Raw genomic sequence first — 21042 nt, forward strand, 5'->3', positions numbered from 1 at the left:
CGTGGCCTGTCATCATTCGCGGCGCATGACTCACCAAGCTCCCGTCCCCCTCGCCGATCTGTTGAACCGCGCCAGGCAGGCCCTGGCCACCCCGGACGGGGCGCTGCCCCCGGCCCCGCCCGCCACCGACGAGGCCGGCTGCGTGGTGTTCCTCGCGATGGGCGAGGGCGAAAGCCGCGCCCGCGTCGTCATGGGCCGCGGCCGCGACACCGAGGCCGCGTGGCAGGCCGCCGCCGAGGCGCTGGCCGTGAAGGCGAAGCGCGCCGAGCGGCCCGCGCAGCGGCTGCGCGCGGAGATCGTCGAGCACGCCACGCCGATGACCTGGGGCGAACTCAAGGCGCGGCTGGCGCAGACCAAGCGCAACTACTTCAACGAAGGCATCGCGCTCGACGCGCGCTTCGAGACCGCGCTGCTCGCGCAGGAGATGCACGGCAGCGCCGTGCTCTACAACGGCACGGTCGACCACGCGGAGCCCAACAACGGCAACCTGCGCACGCACACCAAGCGCCGCTTCGGCGACGAGCGCGACTTTCCCACCGACGACGCCGCGCCCGTGTGGTGCTTCACCACGCGCGCCGTGTACGTCGATGCCGAGGGCGCCTGGCCGCTCACCGCGCAAGGGCAGGCCGCGGGCTTTCGCACGCTCACCGACTGGAACGCCGTGCAGGTGCGCGCGCTGGTCGATTCGGCGAGCGACTACCTCGCCGAACAGGTCAAGCCCACGGGCGAGTTCCACTACGGCTGGTTCCCGTGCTTCGACCGCGCGATTCCCACCTACAACACGCTGCGCCACGCCAGCTCCACCTACGCCATGCTCGAAGGCTGGGAGCTCACGCGCAGCGACGTGCAGAAGGCCGCCATCGACCGCGCGCTGGCCTTCCTGAGCCAGCGGCTGATCCGCCGCGCCACGCTGGCCGACGGCACGCAGGCCGCGTTCCTGGTCGACATCGGCAACGAGATCAAGCTCGGCGGCAACGCCGTGTGCCTGCTGGCGCTGGTGAAGTACACCGAGCTCACCGGCGATGCGCAGTACCAGCCGCTGATGGAGCAGCTGGCGCTGGGCATCCGCTCCATGCAGGACCCCGAGACCGGGCGCTTCGTGCACGTGCTCAACCACCCGGGGCTTGATGTGAAGGAGCCCTACCGCATCATCTATTACGACGGCGAGGCGGCCTTCGGGCTGATGCGGCTGTACGGCCTCACGCGCGACGCGCGCTGGCTCGCGGTGGTCGAGAAGGCCTTCGAGCATTTCATCGCCGCGGGCCACTGGCGCGCGCACGACCACTGGCTGAGCTACTGCGTCAACGAACTCACGCGCTTCAAGCCCGAGACGCGCTACTACCAGTTCGGCCTGCAGAACATGGCGGGCCACCTCGACTTCGTGCTGGAGCGCATCACCACCTTCCCCACGCTGCTCGAGCTGATGATGGCCGCGCGCGAGATGGTGCTGCGGCTCGAAGCCGACCCTGCCCTGCGCCCGCTGCTCGCGGGGCTCGATCGCCACAAGTTCGACCGCGCGCTGGAGCACCGCGCGCGCTACCTCGCCAACGGCCACTTCTGGCCCGAGCTGGCGATGTTCTTCCGCCACCCCGACCGCATCGCGGGCTCGTTCTTCATCAAGCACCACAGCTTCCGCGTGCGCATCGACGACGTGGAGCACTACCTGTCGGGCTACGTGGCCTACCACCGCCTGCTCGAGGCGCGCGAGGCGCAGCAGCTGAGCGCGCAGCTCACGCTGGCCACGGCCGAGCCCACTGCGCCGCGCGGCGCCGAGGGCATCGTGCTGTGGGGCGGCGACGTCAACCTGGGCCGGCGCCAGCACTACCGCATGCACGACCTCGGCGGCCCCGCCCGCATGCTCGGCGACATCGCCGCGCTGCGCGAGGCCGACCTGCGCATCGTGAACCTCGAATGCGTGGTCGCCACCACGGGCGAGCAGGGCGTCGAGAAGGACGAGGGCGGCCCTTACTACTACCGTGCGCGCCCCGAGATGCTGTCGGTGCTCACCGAGGCCGGCATCGACATGGTCGCCACGGCCAACAACCACAGCGGCGACTACGGCCCCGAGGCGCTGCTGGAGCAGCACGGGCTGCTCAACGCCGCCGCCATCGCGTTCGCCGGTACGGGGCCTGATCTCGACTCGGCGCTGCGCCCCGCTTTCCGGCAAGCCGGCGGGCTGCGTGTCGCGCTGTTCTCGCTCGACGCCACGCAGCCGCGCTTCGCCGCCACCGCGCAGCGCCCCGGCGCGGCCTGGCTGTCGCTCGATGACCCGGCGGCATGGCGCGCCACGCTCGCGCCGCGCATCGCCGCCGCACGCCAGGAGGCCGACGTGGTGCTGGTGGCCGTGCACTGGGGCGAGAACCTGGAGACCGCGCCCTCGCGTGCCGAGATCGCCGTCGGCCATGCCATCGTCGAAGCCGGCGCCGACGCGGTGCTCGGCACCTCCGCCCACGTGCTGCAGGGCATCGAGGTGCATCAGGGCCGGCCGATCCTGCACGACGCGGGCGACCTGCTGTTCGACGCGATCCGCAACGATCTCGCGGACTCCGGCGTGTTCTCGCTGCGCCTGGGGCCGCACGGCGTGGAAGAGGTGGTGTTCACGCCGGTGGGCGTGGGCTTCGGTTTCTCGCAGCAGCTCGCGGGTGAGGCGGCCGAAGCCGCCAGCGCGCGCTTCGCTGAACTGTGCCGCGCGCTCGGCACCGAGATGACGGCGCGGCCCGACGGGCGTTGCGCGCTGCAGCTGTCGCCGCCCGAACGCACCGCGCCGGCCGGGCGCCCGCCGCTGGCGCCGCTGTCGGCGTCGCGCCCGCCCGCGCTGGTCGGCCCCGTGCTCGCGCCCCGGCCCGAGTGGTCGGTCGATGCCGTGCCCGAAGACGCCAAGATTCGCCCGCTGCAGTTCGGCCCGCTGCGCCTCGTGGGCATCCGCCTCGCGCCGACGCAGATCATCGGGCGGCGCCTGCTGTGGGTCGAGTCGTTCTGGACCGCCGATGCGCCCGTGAGCGCCGACCTGCGCGTGCAGTTCCGCGCGCTGCCGATGCGCAGCACCACCATGCCGGCCTGGGGCGAGGCCATGGACCACGACCCCTGCGACTGGATGTGGCCCACCAGCCGCTGGACGCCGGGACGCATCTACCGCGACCGCTACGGCCTGCGCGCGCCACGCCTGGGCCTGCTCGAGAACGACGTGCTGCAGATCGAGGTGCGCGTGCGCGGCAGCATGCCCGACCTGCCGGGCGCGCGCCGGCTGCCCGTGTGGTGCGGCCTGCGCGTGCCGAAGTTTCCGGCGCCGCTGCCCGAGCGCCCCGCGCCCGTGCTCGCGGCGCTGCGCCCCGGTGCCCCGGCGCAGCCGTCGCCCGTGTGGACCGCCGACGACCTGCAGCGTGTCACCGGCGGGCAGTGGCTGGTGCCGCCGCCTTCGGGCTGGCTCGTGAACGCGGTGGTGCGCGGACCGACGCACATGGCGCGGCTGCCGAAGCCGGCGCTGTTCATCGCGTCCGACTACCGCACGCTCGCCAGGCACGAGAACTACAGCAAGCCGCGCGCCGACAACCCCGACCGCCATGAAGACGTGCCCGTGCTGCAGCACGCACTCGCGGGCGCCGTGGTCGCGCACCCGGTGGACGGGCTCGACCCGTCGTTCCCGCTGCTGCAGGTGGAGGACCCGATCCGCGCCATGATCGACCTGGGCGTGGCCGCGCGTGCGCGCTTCAAGGGCCGTGTGGTGGGCGTGACCGGCACGGTCGGCAAGTCGTCCACCATCGCCATGCTGCGCGACCTGCTGCCCGAGGCGGCGCGCGTGCACACCACCATCGACAACTACAACTCGCGCGTCGGCGTGCCGGCGATGCTGGCCAACCTCGCGGCCGATGCCGACGTGTGCGTGCTCGAGATGGCGCAGAGCGCGCTGTGGATGGACCGCGGCCCGATCTCGCTCGTGGCGCGCCCGCACGTGGCCATCCTCACCGAGATCGGCCTGTCGCAGACCCGCCAGACCGCCACGCTCGAGCAGACGGCCGAGTTCAAGTCGCGCATCTTCCTGGGCCTGGAGCCCGGCGGCGTGGCCATCGTGCCCGACCATATCCCCTGCCTGATGCAGGTGGTGCGGGCGGCCGCGCGCACGGCGGGCGCCATCTGGGTGGTGGGCAGCAGCCCCGACGCCAACATCCGCATCGTCGACACGCGGCCCGAGCCCGACGGCGGCTGCCGCGTGCGCATCGCGCTGCCGGGGCGCACGGTGGAATACCTGTTTCCGATCGCCAGTGCGGGGCTGGTGCGCAATTCGGCGCTGGCCTTTGCGGCGCTGCTGGCGCTGGGCTTCGATGCCGAGGCCGCGTGCGCGCGCATGCCTTTCGTGCGCCTGCCGGCTTCGGTGATGCAGCTGCGCCCGCTGCGCACGCAGGGCGGCGTGCAGGCCACGCTGATCGACGACAGCTGGAACGCCGAGGTCATGTCGATGCGCAACGCGATGGAGTTCGTGCGCAACTGCCAGCATGCGGCGCACGGGCCGGTGACGCGCAAGATCGGCGTGCTCGGGCGCATCATCAACCTCGACAAGGAAGCCGAGGCCATGCACCGCAGCCTGGCCGCGCCGCTGCTGGCCTCGGGCATCCAGCACCTCGTGACGCACGGGGCCGAGATGCGCTGGCTGCGCGAGGAGGTGCCGGCCGAGCTGCTCGGCCCGCACTTCGAAGACGCCGCGCAGCTCACCGGCTACCTCGGCGAATTCCTGCGCGACGGCGACCTGGTGCTGGTGAAGGGCGACCGCCAGCAGTCGGACTTCGGCCTCATCTCCGAACTGCTGCAGAAGCTATGAAGCCGCGCACGCGCCTGGCCTGCCTGCTGCTGGTTCTCATGCAGACGGCCTGCGCGCAACGCGCCGATGCGCCAAGAATTTCAACACCCCGCGAACCGGCGGCCTCCGCCTCGGCCGAGGGCGCGCTGCTGCACTGGAACCAGCCCGCCGTGCGCGCCAACTGCCCCGACCGCCCGGGCTTTCTCTGGGTGCAGGCGGTCGAGGGGCCGTCGTGCATCCGCTACTTCGCCAGCCGCGACATCGACGACGCGCGCATCGCCATCGTGCAGTTCTCGGGCGACCGCGACAGCGTGATGAACCTGTCGCCCACGCGCATTCCCGGCAACACCGAACCGCTGCGCACGCTCGACGCGCAGGCCGCGAGCGACCGCGCGGGCATGCCGTGGATCTTCATGGCGCGCCCCGGCACCTACGGCTCGTCGGGCGACCACCGCCAGCGGCGCGAGGCGGTGGAGTTCCATGCGCTCGATGCGGCGCTCGAAGCGCTGATGCAGCGCCACAGGCTGCAGCGCGTGGTGCTCTTCGGCCACAGCGGAGGCGCCACGGCCGGTGCCGCGCTGCTCACGCTCGGGCGCACGCGCGTGGCCTGCGCGGTGCTCACCTCGGGCGCGTTCGACCTGCTGGAGCGCGCGCGGCTGCTCGGCCGCTCGAAGAACGGGCGCACCGACACCACGGGCAGCGCGCAGGTCTACGACCCGCTGGACCATGTGGCCGGCATCCCGCGCGACCCGCAGCGGCGCATCGTGCTCATCGGCAATCCCGGCGACCGCAACACGCCGTTCGCGCTGCAGCAGCGCTTTGCCGACGCGGTGGGCAAGGCGGGCCATCGCGTCGAGGTGATGACGCACGACGCCGAGCCACCGACCTTCCACGACCTGAAAGACCGCATCGGCCTGCGCACCGCATCACAGTGCGCGCGCGAGGCGCTGCAGTCGCAAGCCCGATGATCGAACCCCTCACTTCGCGCCCCTTCGGCGCCATGCCCGACGGCCGGCCCGTCACCGAATACACGCTCGACAACGGCCACGGCCTGCGCCTGAGCGCCATCAACCTCGGCGGCATCGTCACCGCGCTGCACGTGCCCGACCGGCAGGGGCGCAGCGCCAACGTGGTGCTGGGGCTGCCCTCGCTGGCAGACTACCTGAAGCCGCACCCGCACTTCGGCACCATCGTCGGCCGCTATGCGAACCGCATCGCGGCGGGCCGCTTCACGCTCGATGGCACGGCTCACCAGCTGGGCCTGAACGACGGCGTGAACACGCTGCATGGCGGCGCCACCGGCTTCGGCAAGCGCTACTGGGAGATCGTGCCGGTGCCGCATGAACTCGCGCTCGAGCTGCGCTACACCAGCGCCGACGGCGAAGAGGGCTACCCCGGCGAGGTGCAGCTGACGGTGCGCTACACCTTGAGTGCCACCGCCAACACCTGGCGCATCGACTACCGCGCCACCACCGACCGGCCCACGGTGCTCAACCTGAGCCACCACGACTACTTCAACCTCGCCGGCAGCGGTTCGGTGATGGACCATGTGCTGACGCTGCCCGCGAGCCGCTACTGCCCGGTGGATGCCACGCTCATTCCGCTCGGGCTGGGCGAGGTGGCCGGCACGCCTTTCGATTTCCGCACGCCGACGCGCATCGGCGCGCGCATCCGCGACAGCCACGAGCAGCTGCTGCGCGCGCATGGCTACGACCACAACTGGGTGCTTGACCGCAGCGGCACGGGCCTGGCGTTTGCGGCGCGCCTCGCCCACGAGGCCTCGGGCCGCGTGATGGACGTGCACACCACCGAGCCCGGCGTGCAGTTCTATTCGGGCAACTTCCTCGACGGCAGCCTGCGCGGCAGCGCGGGCGCGAGCCTGCGCCAGGGCGACGGCCTGTGCCTGGAGACGCAGCACTTTCCCGACGCGCCGAACCGGCCGGCGTTTGCGTCGACCGTGCTGCGCCCCGGCGAGGTGTTCACCAGCACGACCGAGCACCGCTTCGGCATCGGCTGACCACGGATCAGCGCTGCGGGCTCTGCACCGTCGCCGCGACGATCCGGCGCACCACCGGCAGCACCACGAGCAGCGACGGAAACGCGGCCAGCCACGACACGCCCCATGCGGCCATCCACATCTGGAAGAGGCCCGAGGCCAGCCCCACGCTCTTGAGCGTGGAGATGCCCGCCACGATGCACGACATGAAGATCGACAGCAGGAAGGGCATGACGATGCCCGCATAACGGGCCGGCAGTTTTCGGGTGGTCATGATTGGGCAAGCTCCTGGATGTAGGGGTTCAAGGTGCGCGGACGAGGTTGCAGCCCCTCTGCGCCGGTGGCGCCGTCGGTGCTGACCACCCGCACGGTGGGTCTGTGTCGTTGTTTCATGGAATGATTCCTTCGTTTTTTGGCAATGCGATCTGCGACCGCGAGGCCTCGAAGATACGAACGGCAGGCGCCATCGGGAATCCACGCGCGCCGCCATAGACCTTCATCCAGACCGAGAGAATCCATGGACCAGATTCAGGACATCCGGGCCTTCGTGGCCATCGTCGACCACGGCAGCCAGAGCGCGGCGGCCCGGCAACTGGGGCGCTCGGTGCAGTCCATCAGCCGCTCGCTGAGCGTGCTCGAGCGCAGCCTGGGCGTGCAGCTCCTTCGCCGCACCACGCGGCAGTCGTCGGTCACCGAAGTGGGGTTGGCCTACCACCGCCGCGTGCGGGCCGCGCTGGCGGAGTTCGATGCAGCGGCCGTCGAGGCCAGCAGCCAGCTCGCCTCGCCGCGGGGCCTGCTGCGCGTGGCCGCGCCGGTGCAGTTCGCGCCGGCCTTCGTGGTGCCGCTGATCGGCGCGTTCATGCAGCGCTACCCGGACATGGAGGTCGAGCTCACGGCCTCCGACCGTTTCGTGGACCTGATCGAAGGCGAGCTGGACCTGGCCATCCGCATCGGCGAGCTGCCCGATTCCGAACTGGCGGCCAAGCCGCTCGGCGAGCTGCGGCTGGTGGTGTTCGGCTCGCCGGCGTACTTCGCGCGGCACGGGCGGCCGCAGCGGCCCGAAGACCTGGCCGACCACCAGTGCGTGGTGCGCACCACGCACGGCAGCGACGCGCACTGGCCCTTCACGGTCGACGGCACGCTGCAGCGCGTCAAGGTGACGGGGCGCTTCCGGGCCGACAACACGGCCGCGATCTATGCGGCCGTGCTGAGCGGGCTGGGCTTGTTCTTCACGCCGCTGTGGCAGATCCGCGACCTGCTCGACAGCGGGCAGGCCGAACTGGTGCTGACCGAGTTCGAGTCGCCGAGGATTCCGGTCCACGCGGTGTGGCCTTCATCCCGTGGCAGCTTCGCGCGGGCCAGGCTGTTCGCCGATTTCGCGGCGGCGCACCTGCCGTCGCTGCAGCCGCGTGAGGGCGCCTAGCCGGCGAACAGCGCCGCCGGCACGCCCGGGCTGTCGATGCGCACGGCGAAGAGCCCACCGGCCAGCGGCTCGCTCTGCAGCTGTGCTTCGGTGCGGCTGTTGCGCGCCGTCGTGATGTAGAGCGTCTGCATGTCTGCACCGCCGAAGGCGCAGTCGGTCACGTTGCCCGCGGGCAGCGCGATGCGGCACAGCTCGGCGGCGCTCACCGGGTCGTGGCAGGTGACGCAGGCGCCGTCCCAGTGCGCGATCCACAGGCGGCCGGCCGCGTCGGTGGTCATGCCGTCGGGCAGGCCGTCGCCCTTCGGGAAGCGGTGCCACACGCGCTTGTTCGACACCGCGCCGGCGTCCATGTCGAAGTCGTAGGCGTACATCGTGTTGATCGCCGTGTTGTTGAAGTACATGGTGCGGCCGTCGCCCGACCACGTCGGCCCGTTGGTCACCTCGAAGCCGTCGTCGTGCCGGGTGCATTGGCCGTCGGCGTCGAAGCGGTAGAGCGCGCCGGTGGGTGCCTTGCAGTCGAAGTCCATGCTGCCGGCCCAGAAGCGGCCGCGGCTGTCGCACTTGCCGTCGTTGAAGCGGTTGTTGATGCGCTCGGGTTCGGGCTGGTGCAGGTAGCGCGGCTTCGTGGTGTCGCCGGGCGCGGTGGTGTCGAACAGCGCGAAGCCGCGGCGCAGCGTGAGGAACAGGCCCGGCGCCGACGCGCGCTCGGAAATCGCGGTGATCTCTTCGTCGAAATGCCAGGTGCGCTGCGCGCCCGTGGCCGGGTCGTAGCGGAACAGGCGCGGCTGCAGGATGTCGATCCAGTACAGCGCCTGCTCGCGCACCGACCACAGCGTGCCTTCGCCGAGGTCGGCGGCGGCCGGCCAGAGGCATTCGGGGGTGCCGAGCACGCGGGGCGCTGCGTGCGGCGAAGAAGGGGCGCTTGTCTCTTGCATGTTCATTTGTTCTTTCTGTAGGTCATGTCGCCTTGACGCGGCGGATCGTATCAAGGCATATTGATAATAGAAATTGAAAATAACTGCATCGATTGATATGTATTTTGCAATGTCATGAGATGCCCCCTGGAGACCTTGTCCTTGAATTCCCCTCAGCTTTCCATCCATCCCAGCCTGAAGGGCCGCACCGTGTTCGTCACCGGCGGCGGCAGCGGCATCGGCGCGGCCATCGTCGCTGCTTTCGCGGCGCAGGGCGCGCGCGTGGCCTTTGTCGACATCGCGGAAGGCGCCAGCGCGGCGCTCGCCGCGCAGATCGCCGGGGCCGGCCACGCCGCGCCGTGGTGGCGTGCCTGCGACGTGCGCGAAATCGGCGCGCTGCAGCAGGCCATGGCCGACGCGGCCGCCGAGCTCGGTGACTTCGCCGTGCTGGTCAACAACGTGGCCAGCGACGACCGCCACACGCTCGCATCGGTCACGCCCGACTACTACGACAACCGCATGGCCATCAACGAGCGGCCCGCGCTGTTCGCGATCCAGTCGGTGGTGCCGGGCATGAAGCGCCTGGGCTTCGGCTCGGTGATCAACCTCGGCTCCACGGGCTGGCAGACCAAGGGCTCGGGCTACCCCTGCTACGCGATCGCCAAGTCATCGGTGAACGGCCTCACGCGCGGGCTCGCGGTGGAGCTGGGCCGCGACCGCATCCGCATCAACACCGTGTCGCCCGGCTGGGTGATGACCGAGCGGCAGGTGGCGCTGTGGCTCGACGAGGAGGGCGAGAAGGCGCTGCACCGCAACCAGTGCCTGCCCGACAAGCTGATGCCGGAAGACATCGCGCGCATGGTGCTGTTCCTGGCGTCGGACGACGCGAAGATGTGCACCGCGCAGGAGTTCACCGTCGACGCCGGCTGGACCTGATCAGTCCATCTCGAGCTTGCGTCCGTAGACGCTCATGCTCGCGGTCTTCAGCGCCTTCATCATCACCTTCGCGGCCGGCGACAGCAGCCGGTCGGTGCGCGTGATGATGCCGAAGGCGTCCATGTGGCAGGGCATGTCCAGCGGCAGCAGCGACACGATGCCGTGCGACGCGTAGTAACGTGCCACGTCGGTCGCCAGCACCGCGACCATGTCGCTTTGCTGCAGCATGCGCGTGATGAACAGCAGCGCCGGGCTCTCGATGATGTTGCCCGGCGGCGCCAGGCCTTCCTCCTGGAACATCAGCTCGAAGCGATGGCGCAGCACGCTGCCCGCGGGCGGCACGATCCAGCCGGCGCCCACCACGTCGCGCAGCGTGAGCCCGCTCACGCCCAGCAGCGGATGGCCGGGGCGCACCAGCGCGCACACGGGCTCCTCGGTGAGCGCCTCGTAGCGCAGCTGCGACTTGTCGTGCTCGGCGAACAGCCGCGCCACGAGGATGTCGAGCTTGCCCTGCTCGAGCCGCTCGAGCAGCACCGGGCTGGTCTCGATCTCCAGTGACACGCGCAGGTCGGGCTGCTCGCGCTTGACCATCGCCACGGCCGGCGGCATCAGCGTGAGGCCCGGCGCGGTGATGGCGCCCACGTTCACCTGGCCGAGGCGCCCGGCCTTCAGCGCGGTGAGCTCGTCGTGCGCCTGGTTCAGGCTGGCCAGCGCCACGCGGGCGTGGCGGATCATGGTCTCGCCGTACCAGGTGGGGCGCATGCCGCGCGGCAGGCGCTCGAACAGCGGCACCTCGAGCACGTCTTCCAGGTCCTTCAGCAATTTCGACGCGGCGGGCTGCGTCATGTTGAGCACCTGCGCCGCGCGGTGGATGTTGCCTTCCTCGGCCAGCGCCACCAGCAACAGCAGCTGGCGGGTCTTGAGGCGGGCGCGGATGAACCAGTGGTTGTAGGTGTTCATGAAGAGGCTGCGAACGAAGGTCTGACGGGGTTTTCCAGAATCCACCGATTGATATGCATTTTGTCTAAAAAACGATTGGATCGATATCGAAATCATTCCTAGACTTCCGCCCCAGTCCCATAACAACAGAGACAAGGCAACGCCACGGTGATCCACGGCGAGCTTCGGCAAAGCGTGCGCCAGTACATCAACGGCCGCTGGGAAACCAGCGCGACCACCGGTGTCAGCGTCAATCCATCGGACACCAGCGAAGTGGTGGCCGAGTACGCACGTGCCGACCGGCGCCAGGTCGAGCTGGCGATCCGCGCGGCCAGCGAGGCCTTCGTGCACTGGAGCCACAGCACGCCGCAGCGGCGCGCCGACGTGCTCGACCGCATCGGCGCCGAGCTGCTCGCCCGCAAGGACGAGCTGGGCCTGCTGCTGGCGCGCGAGGTCGGCAAGACCCTGCCCGAGGCCGTGGCCGAGGTGGCGCGCGCGGGCCAGATCTTCAAGTTCTTCGCGGGCGAGGCCCTGCGCGGCGGCGGTGGCGAGAACGTGGCCTCGGTGCGCGCCGGCGTGCAGGTCGACGTGACGCGCGAGCCGGTCGGCGTGGTGGGCCTCATCACGCCGTGGAACACGCCCTTCGCGGTGCCGGCCTCGAAGATTGCCGCGGCGCTGGCGCACGGCAACAGCGTGGTCTTCAAGCCGGCCGAGCTGGTGCCGGCCTGCGGCTGGGCGCTCACAGACATCATCGGTCGCGCCACGCTGCCGGCCGGCGTGTTCAACCTCGTGATGGGCAGCGGGCGCGAAGCCGGCCAGGCGCTGGTCGACAGCCCGCTGGTCGATGCGCTGAGCTTCACCGGCTCGGCCGCCAACGGCGAACGCGTGCTGCAGGCCGCGGCCGCACGGCGCGCCAAGGTGCAGCTGGAGATGGGCGGCAAGAACGCGCTGGTGGTGCTGGCCGATGCCGACCTGGACCGCGCCGTCGACTGCGCGGTGCAGGGCGCCTACTTTTCCAACGGCCAGCGCTGCACCGCATCGAGCCGCCTCATCGTCGAAGCCGCCGTGCACGACGCCTTCGTGGCGCAGCTGCGCCAGCGCCTGAAGACGCTGAAGATCGGCCACGCGCTGGAGCGCGGCATCGACATCGGCCCCGTGGCCGACGAAGAGCGGCTGGCGCAGAACCTCGCGTGGATCGACATCGCGCGCGAAGAGGGCGCGGAACACGTGTGGGGCGGCGAGGCGCTGCAGCGCGCCACCGCGGGCCACTACATGAGCCCCGCGCTCTTCCTGGCCCAACCCGAACACCGCATTGCGCGCGAAGAGATCTTCGGGCCGCTGGCCTGCGTGCTGCGCGCCGGCGACTACGACGAAGCGCTCGCGCTGTGCAACGACACGCCCTTCGGCCTGTGCGCGGGCATCTGCACCAATTCGCTGAAGCACGCGATGCACTTCAGGCGCCATGCCGTGGTCGGCATGACGATGGTCAATCTGCCGACCGCGGGGGTGGACTTTCATGTGCCCTTCGGCGGCCGCAAGGGGTCGGGCTACGGGCCGCGCGAACAAGGGCGCCACGCCGCGGAGTTCTACACGACGGTGAAGACCGGCTACATGCTGGCCTGACCGAACACATCACAGACTCATCAAGAAGGAGACAACCATGACCATGAATCGCCGCACCCTCAACACCGCGCTCGCCGCCGCAGCCCTGGGCAGCATGCTGCCCGTGTCCGCCCTCGCGCAGAAGAAACTCGTGCTCGGCTTCGCGCAGGTGGGCGCCGAGAGCGAATGGCGCACCGCCAACACCGAGTCGATCAAGTCCTCGGCCAAGGAGGCGGGCATCGAGCTCAAGTTCTCCGACGCGCAGCAGAAGCAGGAAAACCAGATCAAGGCCATCCGCTCGTACATCGCGCAGAAGGTCGACGTGATCGCGTTCTCGCCCGTGGTCGAGTCGGGCTGGGAAACCGTGCTGCGCGAAGCCAAGGCCGCGAAGATTCCGGTGGTGCTGACCGACCGCTCCGTGAACACCAAGGACGACTCGCTCTACGTGACCTTCATGGGCTCCGACTTCACCGAGGAAGGCCGCAAGGCCGGCCGCTGGCTGGTCGAGAAGATGAAGGACCAGAAGGGCGAGGTGAACATCGTCGAGCTGCAGGGCACCGTGGGCTCGGCCCCCGCCATCGACCGCAAGAAGGGCTTCGAGGAAATCATCAAGGCCGACCCGAAGTTCAAGATCACCCGCTCGCAGACCGGCGACTTCACGCGCGCCAAGGGCAAGGAGGTGATGGAAGCCTTCCTCAAGGCCGAGGGCAAGAAGATCAACGTGCTCTACGCGCACAACGACGACATGGCCATCGGCGCCATCCAGGCGATCGAAGAGGCCGGCATGAAGCCCGCGAAGGACATCACCATCATCTCCATCGACGGGGTGAAGGGCGCCTTCGAAGCCATGATCGCCGGCAAGCTCAACGTGTCGGTGGAATGCAGCCCGCTGCTCGGGCCGCAGCTCATGAGCGCGGTGAAGGACATCAAGGCCGGCAAGACGCTGCCCAAGCGCATCGTCACGGAAGAAGGCATCTTCCCCATGGAAGTCGCGGCCAAAGAGTTTCCCAATCGCAAGTACTGAGGACCGACCGACATGAAACGCAACTTCCTCAAGGCCTCGCTCGCGGGCCTGGCCTTCGCCGTCGTCGGCTTCACGCCGCTGGCCCACGCGCAGGACAAGGGCCTGATCGCCATCTCGATGCCCACCAAGTCGTCGGCGCGCTGGATTGCCGACGGCGCGAACATGGTCAAGTACTTCAAGGACAAGGGCTACAAGACCGACCTGCAGTACGCGGACGACGACATTCCCAATCAGCTTGCGCAGATCGAGAACATGGTGACGAAGGGCTCGAAGGTCTTGGTCATTGCCGCCATCGACGGCACCACGCTGTCCGACGTGCTGCAAAAGGCTGCTGACAAGGGCGTGAAGGTCATCGCCTACGACCGGCTCATCAAGGGCTCGAAGAACGTCGACTACTACGCCACCTTCGACAACTTCCAGGTCGGCGTGCTGCAGGCGCAATCCATCGAAACCGCACTGGGCCTGAAGAGCGGCAAGGGCCCGTTCAACATCGAGCTGTTCGGCGGCTCGCCCGACGACAACAACGCCTTCTTCTTCTACAACGGCGCGATGTCGGTGCTCGATCCGTACATCAAGAGCGGCAAGCTCGTGGTGCGCAGCAAGCAGATGGGCATGGACAAGGTCGGCACGCTGCGCTGGGACGGCGCGGTGGCGCAGGCGCGCATGGACAACCTGCTGTCGGCCTACTACACGAAGGACCGCGTGGATGCGGTGCTGTCGCCGTACGACGGTCTTTCCATCGGCATCCTGTCGTCGCTCAAGGGCGTGGGCTACGGCTCGGGCTCGCAGCCGATGCCGGTGGTGTCGGGGCAGGACGCGGAGATTCCCTCGGTCAAGTCGATCCTGCGCAAGGAGCAAAGCTCCACCGTGTTCAAGGACACGCGCGAGCTGGCCAAGGTGACGGTGGCCATGGTCGACGCCATGCTCTCGGGCAAGACGCCCGAGGTGAACGACACCAAGACCTACAACAACGGCATCAAGGTCGTGCCCTCGTACCTGCTCAAGCCGGTGAGCGTGGACGGCTCCAACTGGAAGCAGGTGCTGGTGGACAGCGGCTACTACAAGGAAAGCCAGGTCAAGTGAGCCCGGCCGGCGAAGCGCGCACGATCCTCGCGATGCGCGGGATCACCAAGACGTTTCCGGGCGTGAAGGCCCTGAGCAACGTCAACCTCGCCGTGCGCGCGGGGGAGATTCACGCGGTGGTGGGCGAGAACGGCGCGGGCAAGTCGACGCTCATGAAGGTGCTGAGCGGCGTCTACCCGTGCGACTCGTACACCGGCGAGATCCATTTCGAGGGCGAGCTGCGCCGCTTCAAGGGCATTGCCGACAGCGAGAAGCTGGGCATCATCATCATTCACCAGGAGCTCGCGCTGGTGCCGCTGCTCTCGATTGCCGAGAACATCTTCCTGGGCAACGAGATCGCGAGCGGCGGCGTGATCGACTGGTTCGCCGCCTATGCGAAGACGCGCGAGCTGCTCGCCAAGGTGGGCCTGAAGGAGCCGCCCACCACGCTGGTGACCGACCTCGGTGTCGGCAAGCAGCAGCTCGTGGAAATCGCCAAGGCGCTGGCGAAGGAAGTGAAGCTCCTGATCCTCGACGAGCCCACCGCGAGCCTGAACGAGAACGACAGCGACGCGCTGCTGGCGCTGCTGCTCGAGCTGAAGCGCCAGGGCATCGCCTCGATCCTCATCTCGCACAAGCTCAACGAGATCGCCAAGGTGGCCGATTCGATCACCGTGCTGCGCGATGGCGCGACGGTGGAGACGATGGACTGCCGCGGCGCGCCGATCAGCGAAGACCGCATCATCCGGGGCATGGTGGGCCGCGACATGGAACACCGCTATCCGCAACGCTCGCCGAAGATCGGCGAGACGGTGCTGGAGGTGCGCGACTGGCGCGTGCACCACGCGCTGCATGCCGACCGCGAGCAGATCAAGGGCGTGAACCTGCAGGTGCGCCAGGGCGAGATCGTGGGCATCGCGGGCCTCATGGGCGCGGGCCGCACCGAGCTGGCGATGAGCGTGTTCGGCAAGTCGTACGGCCAGCGCATCAGCGGCTCGGTGCTGATGCACGGCCATCCGGTGGACGTGAGCACGGTGCGCAAGGCCATCGACCACGGCATCGCCTACGTCACCGAAGACCGCAAGGGCCTCGGGCTGGTGCTGGAGGAAGGCATCCGCAAGAACATCAGCCTCGCGAACCTCGATGCGATCTCCGAACGCGCGGTGATCGACGACGGCCGCGAGTTCAAGGTGGCCAACGACTTCAGGAAGGCGCTGAACATCCGCTGCGCGGGCGTCGAGCAGCTGGTGGTCAACCTGTCGGGCGGCAACCAGCAGAAGGTGGTGCTGAGCAAGTGGCTCTTCACCAAGCCGGAACTGCTGATATTGGACGAGCCCACGCGTGGCATCGACGTGGGCGCCAAGTACGAGATCTACACCATCATCGACCAGCTCGCGAGCGAGGGCAAAGGCATTCTCATGATTTCTTCCGAACTGCCCGAGCTGCTGGGCATGTGCGACCGCATCTACGTGATGAACGAGGGGCGCTTCGTGGCCGAGTTCACCGCGGCCGAGGCGTCGCAGGAGCGCATCATGCATGCCATCGTGAGCGCAGGGAGCGCTGTCCATGTCGCTGCCTGAAGCCAACGCGGTGCAGAGCGCCGTACCTGCAGCACCGAAGCTCCATGTGGGCTTCCTGAAGAACAACCTGCGCGAGTACGGCATGCTGATATCGCTGGTCGCGATCATGGTGCTGTTCCAGGTGCTGACCGACGGCACGCTGCTGCGGCCGCTGAACCTCACCAACCTGCTGCTGCAGAACAGCTACGTGGTCATCATGGCGCTGGGCATGCTGCTGGTGATCGTGGCGGGGCACATCGACCTGTCGGTGGGCTCGGTCTGCGGCTTCATCGGCGCGCTCGCGGCGGTGCTGATGGTGGAGTACGAGTGGCACTTCGTGCCGACGGCGCTCATCAGCATCGCGGCCGGTGCGGTCATCGGCGCCGCGCAGGGCTGGTTCGTCGCGTTCCGCAAGATCCCTTCGTTCATCGTCACGCTCGCGGGCATGCTGGTGTTCAAGGGGCTCACGCTGGCGTTGCTGGCGGGCCAGTCGGTGGGGCCGTTTCCGGTGGAGTTCCAGCGCCTGAGTTCGGGCTTCATTCCCGATCCGCTCGGCGGCGACACGCTGCGCACCACCTCGCTGATCGTGGGCGCGCTGGCCGCTGCGGCGCTGGTGTTCTTCAAGCTGCGTGGGCGCGCCAAGCTCAAGGCGCACGGCATGGAGCAGGAGCCGTATGCCTTCTTCCTCGTGAAGAACCTGTTCTTCGCGGCGATCATTCTTTTCTTCAGCTACCTGCTCTCGACCTACAAGGGCCTGCCCAACGTGCTGGTGGTGATGGCGGTGCTGATCGTGGTCTACGACTTCGTCACGAACCGCACGACCATCGGCCGGCGCATCTATGCGCTGGGCGGCAACGAGAAGGCCGCGCGGCTGTCGGGCGTGAAGACGCAGCGGCTGGCGTTCCTCACCTTCGTGAACATGGGTGCGCTGGCGGCGCTCGCGGGCCTCGTGTTCGCGGCGCGCCTGAACACCGCCACGCCCAAGGCGGGCCTGGGTTTCGAGCTCGACGTGATCGCGGCCTGCTTCATCGGCGGCGCCTCGGCCTCGGGCGGCGTGGGCCGCGTGATGGGCGCGGTGATCGGCGCCTTCATCATGGGCGTGATGAACAACGGCATGTCGATCCTGGGCATCGGCATCGACTACCAGCAGGTCATCAAGGGGCTGGTGCTGCTGGCGGCGGTGTTCATCGACGTCTACAACAAGAACAAGTGAACGCATGACCGACAGCGGCGTCACCCCCGTGCTGGAGTTGCGGGGCATCCACAAGCAGTTCGCCGGCATCCCGGTGCTCAACGGCGTGCAGCTCAAGCTCTACCCGGGCGAGATCCATGCGCTCATGGGGCAGAACGGCGCGGGCAAGTCGACGCTCATCAAGGTGCTCACGGGCGTGCTGCCTTCGAGCGGCGGTGAGATGTTCCTTGGGGGCGAGGCCATCCGTCCGGGCTCGCCGCTGGAGGCGCAGAAGCTGGGCATCAGCACGGTCTACCAGGAAGTGAACCTGTGCCCGAACCTCTCGGTGGCGGAGAACGTGTTCGCGGGGCGCTATCCGCGCTGCGGCGCGCTGCAGGGCTTTCGCATCGACTGGGCGGCGGTGAACCGCCGGGCGTCGGAGCTGCTGGCGCGCATCGGGCTCGACATCGACGTGGCGCGCTTGCTGTCGAGCTATTCGGTCGCGGTGCAGCAGATGGTGGCGATCGCGCGCGCGCTCGGCGTGTCGTCGAAGGTGCTGATCCTCGACGAGCCGACATCGAGCCTCGATGACGATGAAGTCGAGAAGCTGTTCGAGGTGCTGCGGCGCTTGCGCGGCGAGGGCCTGGCCATCGTCTTCGTGACGCACTTCCTGAACCAGATGTACGCGGTATCCGACCGCATCACCGTGCTGCGCAACGGCAACTGGGTGGGCGAGTGGAAGGCGGCGGACCTCGGGCCGCAAGCCTTGATCGCGGCGATGCTGGGTCGCGAGTTGGCTGCGCAGTCGGCACGACCTGCCGCGCTGCCTGCATTCGATGAGGCGGCGCCCGCGCTGCTGCAATCCGAAGGACTGGGGCAGGCCGGGCAGTTGCAGGCCACCGATCTGCGCGTGCGTGCCGGCGAGGTCGTCGGCATCGCCGGCCTGCTCGGCGCGGGCCGCACCGAACTGGCGCGCCTGCTGTTCGGCCTCGAATCGCCCGACCGTGGCGTGCTGAAGATCGACGGCCGCTCCATCAGCCTTTCGAATCCGGCCGATGCAATCCGCGAAGGCCTCGCGCTGTGCCCCGAAGAGCGCAAGACCGATGGCATCGTGGCCGAGCTGTCGGTGCGCGAGAACATCGCGCTCGCGCTGCAGGCCCGCCTGGGCACGCGGAAATTTCTCTCGCACGCGGAGCAGACCGCGATGGCCGAGCGCTTTGTCGCCTCGTTGGGCATCAAGACCGCCAGTGTCGAAACCCCCATCGGCCTGCTCTCGGGCGGCAACCAGCAGAAGGCCATGATCGCGCGCTGGCTCGCGACCGAGCCGCGCCTCCTGATCCTGGACGAGCCCACGCGCGGCATCGACGTTGCGGCCAAGCAGGAAATCATGGAAGAGATCCTGCGGCTCGCGCGTGCAGGCATGGCGGTGATCTTCATCTCGTCGGAGATGAGCGAGGTGGTGCGCGTGGCGCATCGCATCGTGGTGCTGCGCGACCGGCAGAAGGTGGGCGAGCTGCCGGGCGGCTCGACCGAGGACGAGGTCTACGAAATGATTGCCGCCGCATGAACCGCTTCTCGTCCCTCATGAGCCACCGGCTCGCCTGGCCCATCATCACGTTGCTGTTGCTGCTCGCGATCAACACCGCGTTCAACGCCAGCTTCCTGCGCCTCGAATGGCGCGAGGGCCATCTCTACGGCAGCCTCATCGACATCGTGAACCGCGCGGCGCCGCTGGTGCTGGTCTCGCTCGGCATGACGCTCGTGATCGCCACGCGCGGCATCGACATCTCGGTGGGTGCGGTGGTGGCCATCGCGGCGGCGGTCGCGGCCTGGATGATCGGCGGCTCGGTGTCCAGCGACGTGAGCCGCTTCCCGATGCCGCTCGCGATCCTCGCGGCGCTGGCCGTCGCGCTGCTGTGCGGGCTGTGGAACGGGTTGCTGGTCGCCAAGGTCGGCATGCAGCCGATCATCGCGACGCTGATCCTCATGGTGGCGGGGCGCGGCATCGCGCAGCTCATTGCGGACGGGCAGATCATCACGATCTACTACAAGCCCTTCTTCTTCCTCGGCAGCGGCTACCTGCTGGGGCTGCCGTTCTCGCTGTTCATCGTGGCGGCGGTGTTCGCGCTGCTGTATCTCGCGATCACGCGCACGGCGCTCGGCCTGTTCATCCAGGCGGTGGGCATCAACCCGACGGCCGCGCGCGTGGCGGGCATCCAGGCGCGGCGGCTGGTCGTCGGTGCGTATGCGTTCTGCGGCGTGTGCGCGGGCGTGGCGGGCCTGCTGATCAGCTCGAACGTGAAGAGCGCGGACGGCAACAACGCCGGCCAGCTGCTGGAGCTGGACGCGATCCTCGCGGTCACGCTCGGCGGCACGGCGCTCACGGGCGGGCGTTTCAGTCTCGTGGGCAGCGTGATCGGCGCGCTCATCATCCAGACGCTGACCTACGCGATCTATTCGCTGGGCGTGCCGCCGGAGATCAACCTCGTGGTGAAGGCGGTGGTGGTGTTCGTGGTGATGCTGATGCAGTCGCCGGAGTTCCGGGCGGAGGTTCGCACGCTGGTGCAGCGGCCGGTGCATGACGGGAGCAGGGCATGAGTGCGGTGATCGAGGCGGCGCCTTCCGCTCCACCCGCTCCCGTGCGCGGGAGCAAGGCAAGGCTCAATCCGAAGTACCTGCCGCTGACCGCGACCATCTCGCTGTTCGTGCTGATGGCGACACTGGGCTCGGTGTTCTACGACGGCTTCTTCTCGGCGCAGGTGTTCCTCAACCTGCTGATCGACAACGCCTTCCTCATCGTCGTCGCGGTCGGCATGACCTTCGTGATCCTCTCGGGCGGCATCGACCTGTCGGTGGGCTCGGTGATCGCGCTCACGACGATGGTGTCGGCCTCGCTGGTCGAGAAGCACGGGTGGAGCCCGGCGGTCGTGATTCCGCTGGTGCTCGCGATGGGCACGGCCTTCGGCGCGTTCATGGGCCTGCTCATCGAGCGCTTCCGGCTGCAGCCCTTCATCGTCACGCTGGCGGGCATGTTCCTCGCACGGGGTCTGTGCTACCTCATCAGCATCGACTCGATCAGCATCACCAACGATTTTTATTCGGAGGTCTCGCAGATCCGCATTCCCATCTGGGGCGAGGCCTCGGTCTCGGTCAGCGCGGTGATCGCCATCGCCGTGCTGCTGGCTGCGGTGTTCATCGCGCACTGCACGCCCTTCGGCCGCGCGGTGTACGCCATCGGCGGCAGCGAGCATTCGGCCATGCTCATGGGCCTGCCGGTGCGCCGCACGCTCGTGGGCGTGTACACGCTCTCGGGTTTCTGCTCGGCGCTGGCCGGCGTGATCTTCACCTTCTACATGCTCTCGGGCTACGGCCTGCACGCGCTCGGGCTGGAGCTCGACGCCATCGCGGCGGTGGTGATCGGCGGCACGCTGCTCACCGGCGGCGTGGGCTACGTGGCGGGCACGCTCTTCGGCGTGCTGATGCTCGGGATCATCCAGACGCTGATTTCCTTCGACGGCACGCTGAGTTCGTGGTGGACGCGCATCGTGGTCGGTGCGCTGCTCTTCGTGTTCTGCCTGCTCCAACGCTTCTTCACCTCGCGCGCCCCGCGCCGCTGACCATTTC

At 68.7% G+C, this 21042-nt stretch carries 17 protein-coding genes; 13 read left to right on the forward strand and 4 right to left on the reverse strand.

All coding sequences use genetic code 11. The features are described 5' to 3' along the window. Positions 1-25 precede the first annotated feature (25 nt). The 3 genes from AC1RAD_RS03995 to AC1RAD_RS04005 are packed head-to-tail and all read left to right on the forward strand — an operon-like array spanning position 26 to position 6809. Complete coding sequence (locus AC1RAD_RS03995; RefSeq protein WP_492734000.1) at positions 26-4813, forward strand: CapA family protein; 4788 nt, start codon at positions 26-28, stop codon at positions 4811-4813. Continuing rightward, positions 4810-5760, forward strand: a complete 951-nt coding sequence (locus AC1RAD_RS04000) for an alpha/beta hydrolase family protein (RefSeq protein WP_492734001.1) — start codon at positions 4810-4812, stop codon at positions 5758-5760. The genes AC1RAD_RS03995 and AC1RAD_RS04000 overlap by 4 nt, the downstream gene beginning before the upstream one ends. Further along, positions 5757-6809 carry an aldose epimerase family protein gene (locus AC1RAD_RS04005; protein ID WP_492734002.1) on the forward strand — a complete coding sequence of 351 codons (1053 nt, stop codon included), beginning with the start codon at positions 5757-5759 and terminating at the stop codon, positions 6807-6809. The genes AC1RAD_RS04000 and AC1RAD_RS04005 overlap by 4 nt, the downstream gene beginning before the upstream one ends. A 7-nt stretch (positions 6810-6816) precedes the next feature. Here the strand turns inward: AC1RAD_RS04005 and AC1RAD_RS04010 are convergent, their stop codons facing one another. Both AC1RAD_RS04010 and AC1RAD_RS04015 read right to left on the reverse strand, forming a co-directional pair. Next, positions 6817-7062, reverse strand: coding sequence for a DUF2798 domain-containing protein (locus tag AC1RAD_RS04010; protein ID WP_390346563.1), 246 nt, complete (start codon positions 7060-7062; stop codon positions 6817-6819). Continuing rightward, positions 7059-7181, reverse strand: coding sequence for a hypothetical protein (locus AC1RAD_RS04015; protein WP_492734003.1), 123 nt, complete (start codon positions 7179-7181; stop codon positions 7059-7061). Before AC1RAD_RS04015 ends, AC1RAD_RS04010 begins: the two co-directional genes overlap by 4 nt. 124 nt (positions 7182-7305) lie before the next feature. Between AC1RAD_RS04015 and AC1RAD_RS04020 the strand changes: the two genes are divergently transcribed. Beyond that, positions 7306-8211: a LysR family transcriptional regulator gene (locus AC1RAD_RS04020; RefSeq protein WP_307638423.1), complete on the forward strand. Its 906-nt coding sequence runs from the start codon at positions 7306-7308 to the stop codon at positions 8209-8211. On the opposite strand, the gene AC1RAD_RS04025 is transcribed toward AC1RAD_RS04020, so the two are convergent. Further along, the gene (locus AC1RAD_RS04025; protein WP_492734004.1) at positions 8208-9152 is read right to left on the reverse strand and encodes an SMP-30/gluconolactonase/LRE family protein; all 945 of its coding nucleotides are present in this window, start codon (positions 9150-9152) and stop codon (positions 8208-8210) included. The genes AC1RAD_RS04020 and AC1RAD_RS04025 overlap by 4 nt on opposite strands. Positions 9153-9260: 108 nt before the next feature. Here AC1RAD_RS04025 and AC1RAD_RS04030 point away from each other — a divergent pair, with 108 nt between their 5' ends. Further along, a complete protein-coding gene (locus AC1RAD_RS04030; RefSeq protein WP_492734005.1) occupies positions 9261-10061 on the forward strand; it encodes an SDR family NAD(P)-dependent oxidoreductase in 801 nt (266 codons plus the stop codon). On the opposite strand, the gene AC1RAD_RS04035 is transcribed toward AC1RAD_RS04030, so the two are convergent. After that, entirely contained in the window at positions 10062-11021 is a 960-nt protein-coding gene (locus tag AC1RAD_RS04035) for a LysR family transcriptional regulator (protein ID WP_369644706.1), read from the reverse strand. Positions 11022-11168: 147 nt separating this feature from the next. On the opposite strand from AC1RAD_RS04035, the gene AC1RAD_RS04040 reads away from it, so the two are divergent. From AC1RAD_RS04040 to yjfF, 8 genes are read left to right on the forward strand one after another with little or no spacing between them, the layout of a single operon-like run. Continuing rightward, complete coding sequence (locus AC1RAD_RS04040; RefSeq protein WP_307695533.1) at positions 11169-12623, forward strand: aldehyde dehydrogenase family protein; 1455 nt, start codon at positions 11169-11171, stop codon at positions 12621-12623. A 37-nt stretch (positions 12624-12660) separates the two neighbouring features. After that, positions 12661-13626, forward strand: a complete 966-nt coding sequence (locus tag AC1RAD_RS04045; RefSeq protein ID WP_062480580.1) for an ABC transporter substrate-binding protein — start codon at positions 12661-12663, stop codon at positions 13624-13626. Positions 13627-13638: 12 nt separating this feature from the next. After that, positions 13639-14709 carry a multiple monosaccharide ABC transporter substrate-binding protein gene (chvE, locus tag AC1RAD_RS04050; protein WP_492734006.1) on the forward strand — a complete coding sequence of 357 codons (1071 nt, stop codon included), beginning with the start codon at positions 13639-13641 and terminating at the stop codon, positions 14707-14709. A gap of 32 nt (positions 14710-14741) precedes the next feature. Beyond that, the gene (gene mmsA, locus AC1RAD_RS04055) at positions 14742-16268 is read left to right on the forward strand and encodes a multiple monosaccharide ABC transporter ATP-binding protein (RefSeq protein ID WP_492734546.1); all 1527 of its coding nucleotides are present in this window, start codon (positions 14742-14744) and stop codon (positions 16266-16268) included. Next, positions 16255-17460 (forward strand): multiple monosaccharide ABC transporter permease, encoded by a 1206-nt coding sequence (mmsB, locus tag AC1RAD_RS04060; RefSeq protein ID WP_492734007.1) that lies wholly within the window; start codon positions 16255-16257, stop codon positions 17458-17460. Before mmsA ends, mmsB begins: the two co-directional genes overlap by 14 nt. A gap of 4 nt (positions 17461-17464) precedes the next feature. Continuing rightward, complete coding sequence (locus tag AC1RAD_RS04065; RefSeq protein ID WP_492734008.1) at positions 17465-18985, forward strand: sugar ABC transporter ATP-binding protein; 1521 nt, start codon at positions 17465-17467, stop codon at positions 18983-18985. Further along, the gene (locus AC1RAD_RS04070; protein WP_492734009.1) at positions 18982-20016 is read left to right on the forward strand and encodes an ABC transporter permease; all 1035 of its coding nucleotides are present in this window, start codon (positions 18982-18984) and stop codon (positions 20014-20016) included. Before AC1RAD_RS04065 ends, AC1RAD_RS04070 begins: the two co-directional genes overlap by 4 nt. Beyond that, positions 20013-21035: a galactofuranose ABC transporter, permease protein YjfF gene (yjfF, locus tag AC1RAD_RS04075; protein WP_492734010.1), complete on the forward strand. Its 1023-nt coding sequence runs from the start codon at positions 20013-20015 to the stop codon at positions 21033-21035. Before AC1RAD_RS04070 ends, yjfF begins: the two co-directional genes overlap by 4 nt. Positions 21036-21042: the final 7 nt, after the last annotated feature.

The sequence above is a fragment of the Variovorax sp. GW823-FHT04B03 genome, from assembly GCF_058796495.1.

What these genes read in the sequence shown, in the direction of transcription:
- AC1RAD_RS04035 (WP_369644706.1), bottom strand. Translation starts at nt 11,021, where the DNA reads ATGAACACCTACAACCACTGGTTCATCCGCGCCCGCCTCAAGACCCGC.
- AC1RAD_RS04030 (WP_492734005.1), top strand. Translation starts at nt 9,261, where the DNA reads ATGAGATGCCCCCTGGAGACCTTGTCCTTGAATTCCCCTCAGCTTTCC.
- AC1RAD_RS04025 (WP_492734004.1), bottom strand. Translation starts at nt 9,152, where the DNA reads ATGAACATGCAAGAGACAAGCGCCCCTTCTTCGCCGCACGCAGCGCCC.
- chvE (WP_492734006.1), top strand. Translation starts at nt 13,639, where the DNA reads ATGAAACGCAACTTCCTCAAGGCCTCGCTCGCGGGCCTGGCCTTCGCC.
- AC1RAD_RS04020 (WP_307638423.1), top strand. Translation starts at nt 7,306, where the DNA reads ATGGACCAGATTCAGGACATCCGGGCCTTCGTGGCCATCGTCGACCAC.
- AC1RAD_RS04045 (WP_062480580.1), top strand. Translation starts at nt 12,661, where the DNA reads ATGACCATGAATCGCCGCACCCTCAACACCGCGCTCGCCGCCGCAGCC.
- mmsA (WP_492734546.1), top strand. Translation starts at nt 14,742, where the DNA reads ATGCGCGGGATCACCAAGACGTTTCCGGGCGTGAAGGCCCTGAGCAAC.
- mmsB (WP_492734007.1), top strand. Translation starts at nt 16,255, where the DNA reads ATGTCGCTGCCTGAAGCCAACGCGGTGCAGAGCGCCGTACCTGCAGCA.
- AC1RAD_RS04005 (WP_492734002.1), top strand. Translation starts at nt 5,757, where the DNA reads ATGATCGAACCCCTCACTTCGCGCCCCTTCGGCGCCATGCCCGACGGC.
- AC1RAD_RS04010 (WP_390346563.1), bottom strand. Translation starts at nt 7,062, where the DNA reads ATGACCACCCGAAAACTGCCGGCCCGTTATGCGGGCATCGTCATGCCC.
- AC1RAD_RS04015 (WP_492734003.1), bottom strand. Translation starts at nt 7,181, where the DNA reads ATGAAACAACGACACAGACCCACCGTGCGGGTGGTCAGCACCGACGGC.
- AC1RAD_RS04065 (WP_492734008.1), top strand. Translation starts at nt 17,465, where the DNA reads ATGACCGACAGCGGCGTCACCCCCGTGCTGGAGTTGCGGGGCATCCAC.
- AC1RAD_RS04070 (WP_492734009.1), top strand. Translation starts at nt 18,982, where the DNA reads ATGAACCGCTTCTCGTCCCTCATGAGCCACCGGCTCGCCTGGCCCATC.
- yjfF (WP_492734010.1), top strand. Translation starts at nt 20,013, where the DNA reads ATGAGTGCGGTGATCGAGGCGGCGCCTTCCGCTCCACCCGCTCCCGTG.
- AC1RAD_RS03995 (WP_492734000.1), top strand. Translation starts at nt 26, where the DNA reads ATGACTCACCAAGCTCCCGTCCCCCTCGCCGATCTGTTGAACCGCGCC.
- AC1RAD_RS04000 (WP_492734001.1), top strand. Translation starts at nt 4,810, where the DNA reads ATGAAGCCGCGCACGCGCCTGGCCTGCCTGCTGCTGGTTCTCATGCAG.